Below are 6,615 nucleotides of genomic sequence, written 5' to 3'. Positions count from 1 at the left end.
ATGACCTATATAGTGCGCAAAGAAATAGGCGTAATTTTTTACCTCTTTTAGCAACGTAAAATTTTCAGTCACTGGCATCCAATAGTGGAAAATTGATATTACCAAGCGAGAATTTTATTTAATTAACCACATCAGACCTGTAACAATAACGTCCCAATTCATTACGTTTAAACTACTTAATAAAAAATAACTGGTTGAATCCATCGTATTATTACTTTTGACAGTACATATTACTACTTCTCGAATGCTACATATGCACTCCTAACCACTTAAGTTATTGATAATTATTTGCATTACCTTTCTTTTTTACCTATCATCCCTGCGCTTTTTAACATGCTTGACACACTATCAACACAAAAGTAACGGATCGGAAAAACACAATGAAGAAAACACTGCTCGCTACTGCGATTGCTCTGACCATGTTTAATGTCTCTGCACAAGAATCCCCTGGTATCAAAGCCATCGAAACTGTCACCATTTACGGCAACCAGCTTAAAGCTCAGGAAGCAACAGGTTCAGCGCAATATATTGGTGAGCAAGACTTAGAAAAATTCGCCTACAGCGATATTCAGCGCATTATTAGACAAGCTCCAGGCGTATCTCTGCAGGTTGAAGACGGTTACGGTTTGCGACCCAATATCAGCATTAGAGGTGTGGCAACTGAGCGAAGTGGCCGTATAACACTATTGGAAGACAATATACTTATCGCTCCAGCCCCCTACTCTGCTCCTTCTGCATATTATTTCCCCACAGCAGGTCGAATGAGTGCCTTTGAAGTGGTTAAAGGACCGGCGGCTATCACCCAAGGTCCCTATACTATTGGTGGGGCTATCAATATGCTTTCAACGCCGATTCCTAGTAGTCAAAGCGGCCAAATCACCGTTGAAGCAGGCCAAGATTCGACTTACCGAGCCCATGCTACATTCGGCGGCCAAAATGATGGCGGGTTTGGCTACTTGCTCGAAGCGCACCAATGGCAATCAGACGGCTTTCAAAGCATAGATCGTAGTAATAGTGACACTGGCCTTGATGTTACTGACTTAACCATGAAACTAGCGTATGCACCGAAAGATTCTCGCCACAGTGTCGAGCTTAAATTGCAATATACCGATCAGGACTCTGAGCAAAGTTATCTGGGCTTGACTGACACAGATTTTGCAGACAACGCAATGCGCCGTTACGGATTATCTGCTTTGGACAACATCAGCACTGAGCATACACAAGTCATGCTGAACTATGCATTTCAAGTCAGTAAAACCCTAAGCCTCACGGCGGTCGCATACAACAATACTCATGAGCGAGATTGGTTTAAAACGGAAGGTATTGATTTTGATGGCAGTGACAACGCTCAAGATTTCTCGCGTACCAGTTGGTCAGACGTCATCAGTGCCGTAAATGACAATGAAACCGTTGCAGGTATCGATGTAGCTCAGTTACAAGGTATTTTGAACGGCACGATTGATACCGAAGCGGGCAGTATTCAACTTCGTTCGAATAAACGTGAGTATTATTCTCGTGGTATTCAATTTGGTCTCAATTGGGATACTCAATTAGGTGAAGCAAAGCACCATGTGGAAGTGGGCGTGCGTCTTCATGAAGATGAAGAGGACCGCTTACAACGCAATAGCACTTACCAACAAATCGATGGTCAGCTTGTACTGAATGATTTAGGGGAGCTAGGTAACGCAGGTAACCGCGTACAGGACGCGGATGCATTAGCTATTCATGTATACGATCGGATCGAACTAGGTGACTGGGTATTTACGCCAGGTCTGCGATTTGAAGATATAAATCAAAGCAGAACCCGCTACACCAACGGCGCAGAAAGGGTATTTCGCGACGAGCGCGAAAACGACACCACAGTCGTTCTGCCCGGGTTAGGTGTTCTGTACAAAATTGACAGTAACTTGAATTTAATTGCGGGTGCTCACAAAGGCTTCACGGCACCAAGCAACTCCCCTGGCGCGAAAGAAGAAGAAGCGGTTAACTATGAATTTGGTTTTCGCTACGGAAACAATAATTTAAATGCCGAAGTTGTTTATTTTCTCAGTGATTACGACAACATAGTCGGTGTATGTACTGCATCTTCTGGTAGCAATTGTGAAATAGGTGATGCCTTTAACGGTGACGCCGCGACAGTGCAAGGTGTTGAGTTCCTACTCAAAACTGAACTCGGTCAATTCAACGGTATACGCGTTCCACTAAATGTGACATACAGCTACATCGATAGTGAGTTTGATACAGACATTTCTGGTACGGATTTTTTTGGTGATGTGACCGCTGGCGACAGTATTCCATATATACCGGAAAATCAGGGGCAAATAACCTTAGGCCTAGAAGGCAACAATTGGGCAACTTATCTCAACGCCTTATATGTCGACGGGGTATGCACACGCGCATCGTGCGACACGTTTGAAGTGACTGACCCATCATTCATTGTCGATTTATCAGGCTCTTACAATGTCAGCGACAGCTTACGTTTATTCGCACGTATCGAAAACCTAACCGACCAAGAAGATATTGTTAGTCGCCAACCTTATGGTGCACGTCCCAACAAGTCACGCACAGCGTCAGTTGGTGTGACTTACCGCTTCTAACTTACTTTTTGCTAAAATAACCACGCCCTAAACACGATTTCCTTGTCGTTTTAGGGCGTAGTCGCCTCAGTCTGTAGAAAATTTATCTATTCGTTCATCACAGTAAAGCGTGCGTCAATATTGCCAAATATGCATTGCTGGGTACTTGAGATGGCTGTAAATGTGTTTCTAATTGTGTAACAACGACTAAATTAATGTTAAATCAAGGTCATATTAAATACTGACTTGGTAATTTTCCTATAATCAACGTTATAATCGGCCTGTTGTAATTAGCTAGAGGATGTACACAAGGTTATGTCGAACGATAATATAAAAGATGAAATGCCCTCCATGGTTTTAGACAAAGACGATGTCGATTCCTATCGTCGTAACCGTGGCGCTTCACCATCGAAAAAAGCAGTTTCATCTTCAACGCCGCCGCCTCCCCCTGAGCAAAAAGCGAAAGTTTCTGGGCCATCATGGCTAGCGTTAATATTTATCATCATTATGTTGGGCGCAGGCATTGGCTATACCGCCTACACCATAGAGCAGCAGAAATTAGTTATTATTGAAGCGCAAAAACGTATTGGCGACCTAGAAAATAGACTTTCAGCAACAGGTGAGGAAATGGATCAATCCGCCGTGGCATTACAGGTTAAGGTCGGTGAACTTAGTGCTAAAACACAAGACTTGTGGGAGCAAATGGACAAGCTGTGGGCGTCAGCCTGGCGTAGAAACCAATCTGAAATCAAAGATCTCGAAGCCAGCGTGAAATCACAAAAAGCAGCTGTTGAGCAAAGTATTAGCGCAGTCAAAGGTGAAACCGACGTGAACGCCACGACTGTGGGTTTACTGCAAGAACAGTTAGACAACACCAATAAAACAGCAAACAGATTGGCTGAGTTAATCAATAAGGTGGAGCAAACCGGAACTGAATCCGAACAACAACTTGCAAGTTTACGGGAAAAACTCATGTCGACGGCTTTAGCAAGCAATGGTTTAACTGGACGTTTAGCGGAATTGGAAAAGTGGCGTAAAGCCGCTGAACAGCAGCTAAAAGCCAACGCTCAACCCAATACATCAACACCATAACAGTAATTTGAAAAGGCTGTTCACCCCAAATAAAAATGGAGACCTGAAGGTCTCCATTTTTATTTCACAGGTTATTTCTTATTCCACTACTCAACAAAGCCTTCATTGGCTTTAACGGTTAATGGGTGATAGCCAGGTTTTGCTTCAGTAAATGCTTTCTTCGCTAATGCCTTGCCCTTGACTGTTTGCGACAACGCTTTGTAAATAGGCTTAACCAGCTTGTTACGCCCAATGCTAACCAGATAACTGTGCACACGGGGTAATGCAGGTTCGTACCAGTTTTCTACTGCCATCAATAGCCAGCTGTGGGCAATTTCATTGTTTTTACTTTGGGTTAAAGAAAACGCCTGATCGAGCTCATGTAGTTGCGCTTGTGTTAACGTCTCAGGCATATTGTTTAAAAAATACAGCCATTGGTGCACAACCCAATCAACCGCATCTATGTCTTGTGCCTTAATCGCGCCATTTAACCATTGGCTCCGGGCATCGTCGACGACTTTAAATGCATTTGACGTCGCTACCGGAGCACCATCCGGGATCCCAGGCTCGAATATCCATTGATGAATGCGTTCAGAGGACAACTTATCCGCGTAATCTTTCATCAGTGTATCGTTCAAATAAGCCAAGAACTGATCTGTCGTAATGCTTTGGAACGCAAAATGTTCAAAATAATTTAGCAAGAATTTATCGAAGTTTGCTCGGCCAACTTTCTGCTCAAGCTCACGTAGAAACAACGCACCTTTTTCATAGGGAATATTGCTAAACACCACATCAGGATCGCGGCCACGAAGATCAATCGCTAAGATCTGGTCGTCCTCTGGCAAGCTGTCAATATCGGCTTGCAAGTCCTGGCGACCTAAAACGGCTTCCATATTGTATCTGTCGTTACCATATACCATCTGCATAATGCGATACGTAAGGTATGTCGTGAAGCCTTCGTTTAACCACAAGTCACGCCATGTGGCATTAGTAACCGTGTTCCCCGACCACGAATGCGCCAGTTCATGTGCGATAAGTGACACTAAACTCTTGTCACCAGCAATAACGGTTGGGGTAATAAACGACAGACGGGGGTTTTCCATGCCTCCGAACGGGAATGATGGCGGTAGTATCAACAGATCGTAGCGATCCCAGCGATAAGGTCCGTAGGTTTTTTCTGTCATTTCAAGCATCGATTCGGTGTCAGCAAATTCGTCTGCTGCTGCATCCAGCAATGCTGGCTCAGCATATACGCCAGTGCGTTTTCCCATGGCCTTAAATTTCAAATCTCCCACAGCCAATGCAATCAAATAAGCTGGGATTGGCTGAGGCATATCAAATTCGTATACACCATCACGAGCAGTATCCGGATCATTGGACGCACTCATTACCGCCAATAAATCTTTCGGCGTATGAATAGTTGCGCTGTATGTCACACGCACCTGAGGTGAGTCCTGCAATGGCATAAAGCTACGAGCATGAATAGCTTGTGATTGAGTAAACAAAAATGGATGCTGCTTACCCGCTGTCTGCGCTGGTGTTAACCATTGAACACCAGATGCCTGTGGCGACGTATGGTAGGAAACCGTCACTTTATTCACGCCTTCTGGCACGGTGATCGAAAGCGGAGCACCTAAAAATGAATCTTCCGCTCCCAAGGTATACGGAATTGGCATGCCGTTGGCAGTCACACCATTAATGGTTAAATCTCGGGTATCAAGGATCAACGTATTGGCACCCGCTTGCATACGCTTAACCGTTAACTCCACGTCACCTGAAATAATTTTTTTATCAAAGTTAACATCCAGATCCAAGGCTAAATGGCTAACACTAATTTGTTCAGGGTTTGAAAAGGAATGGTAATCCTTACCTGACTCAATGCTGATGGCGGCATTGGTGGCACTATCTAACGTGCTATGGGAACCTGATTGACTGGTATTTCCCTGCCCAGCACAACCACTCAAGGCAAATATGGCTGAAATGGTGGTGGCTAATATTGCTGACTTCATTGTTATTCCTAATGGTTTGTCCACCGCAAATTGTGGCATATTCGTTTCATTAACAGAACCTTTCACCCGGTGTCTTGTTTGCAACATTTTGTAAATTGAAATCTACTTCCACGCCCCTAATACCTGATGACAAAGTCTGCATCACGCAAACACAAAAACCTTAGCTCAGCACCTTAAACGTCAGAGGTTGGTGCGCCAGCTAAATGAAACCAATAACTACCTATCAAATGAGGCCACTCATTTAATCGATCCAAACGATATACTCAGCTCCAAGCAGGATGGTGTACAAGAAGAGGTGTTTAAAAATCTGCGCCTGGGTCAATATCCTGTCAACGAGGTGCGCAGAGTAAACCTATCCAGGGCTATTTAAGCAGTGGTGTGAATCACTGATTGTTGCAAATGCCTCAGGTTATTGCGTTTCACAGCGCACAAATACACCACGGAGGAAGCGCCGCCGTATATGCTTTACTGAAAAAAGCGCACAGCACAAAACGCATAACAGGGAGTTACAGTGTAAAAAGTAAATTAATTAGAATAAAGCAGAAGATAAGCCGGCAAATACGCTATTCGCATTCCTAAAAAGGGTAGAAACAAACAGCAAGGCTATAAATATATTTACGGTACGACTGAGATCCCTGTCACTTTACCCGCTTCCAGCTGTACAACATTCGTCGGCATTGCTTGTGATTTTGCTGAAGCGCTAAAAATAGCAGCTACGATGAGAAATACGACAGTAGCCAAAACACCTGCCAAACCAAAACCTTTAGATGAACGATTCATATCACGTCTCTTTTTATTTTATAAGTACCTGCATCCTGCCCCAATATCTTAACATCCTCTTTACAAGCAGAATTGTAAACTTCTGTCAAGAAACGGACGAATAATAAGCAGATTTAAACAAGGATACAAGTTTTTATTTAATTAAATCAAAGAATTGAATGAGTAAATAATTTCGTTAA

General features: G+C 43.6%; 4 protein-coding genes. 2 read left to right on the top strand and 2 right to left on the bottom strand.

Annotated elements, in window-relative coordinates:
• Window positions 1-380: 380 nt before the first annotated feature.
• Together GPLA_RS12910 and GPLA_RS12905 are read left to right on the top strand one after the other, a co-directional pair.
• On the top strand, window positions 381-2,597 hold the full coding sequence (locus GPLA_RS12910) for a TonB-dependent receptor family protein (RefSeq protein WP_007105368.1): 2,217 nt from the start codon (window positions 381-383) through the stop codon (window positions 2,595-2,597).
• Window positions 2,598-2,891: 294 nt separating this feature from the next.
• A complete protein-coding gene (locus GPLA_RS12905) occupies window positions 2,892-3,668 on the top strand; it encodes a coiled-coil domain-containing protein (protein WP_007105367.1) in 777 nt (258 codons plus the stop codon).
• 86 nt (window positions 3,669-3,754) lie between these two features.
• Here the strand turns inward: GPLA_RS12905 and GPLA_RS12900 are convergent, their stop codons facing one another.
• Together GPLA_RS12900 and GPLA_RS23730 are read right to left on the bottom strand one after the other, a co-directional pair.
• A complete protein-coding gene (locus GPLA_RS12900; protein ID WP_007105366.1) occupies window positions 3,755-5,656 on the bottom strand; it encodes a M1 family metallopeptidase in 1,902 nt (633 codons plus the stop codon).
• 615 nt (window positions 5,657-6,271) lie between these two features.
• The gene (locus GPLA_RS23730) at window positions 6,272-6,436 is read right to left on the bottom strand and encodes a hypothetical protein (protein WP_007105364.1); all 165 of its coding nucleotides are present in this window, start codon (window positions 6,434-6,436) and stop codon (window positions 6,272-6,274) included.
• Between the last annotated feature and the right edge of the window lie 179 nt (window positions 6,437-6,615).

Origin of the sequence: Paraglaciecola polaris LMG 21857, assembly GCF_000315055.1 — a bacterium.
Lineage (GTDB): Bacteria > Pseudomonadota > Gammaproteobacteria > Enterobacterales > Alteromonadaceae > Paraglaciecola > Paraglaciecola polaris.
This window is presented reverse-complemented; position numbering and strand designations above follow the sequence as displayed.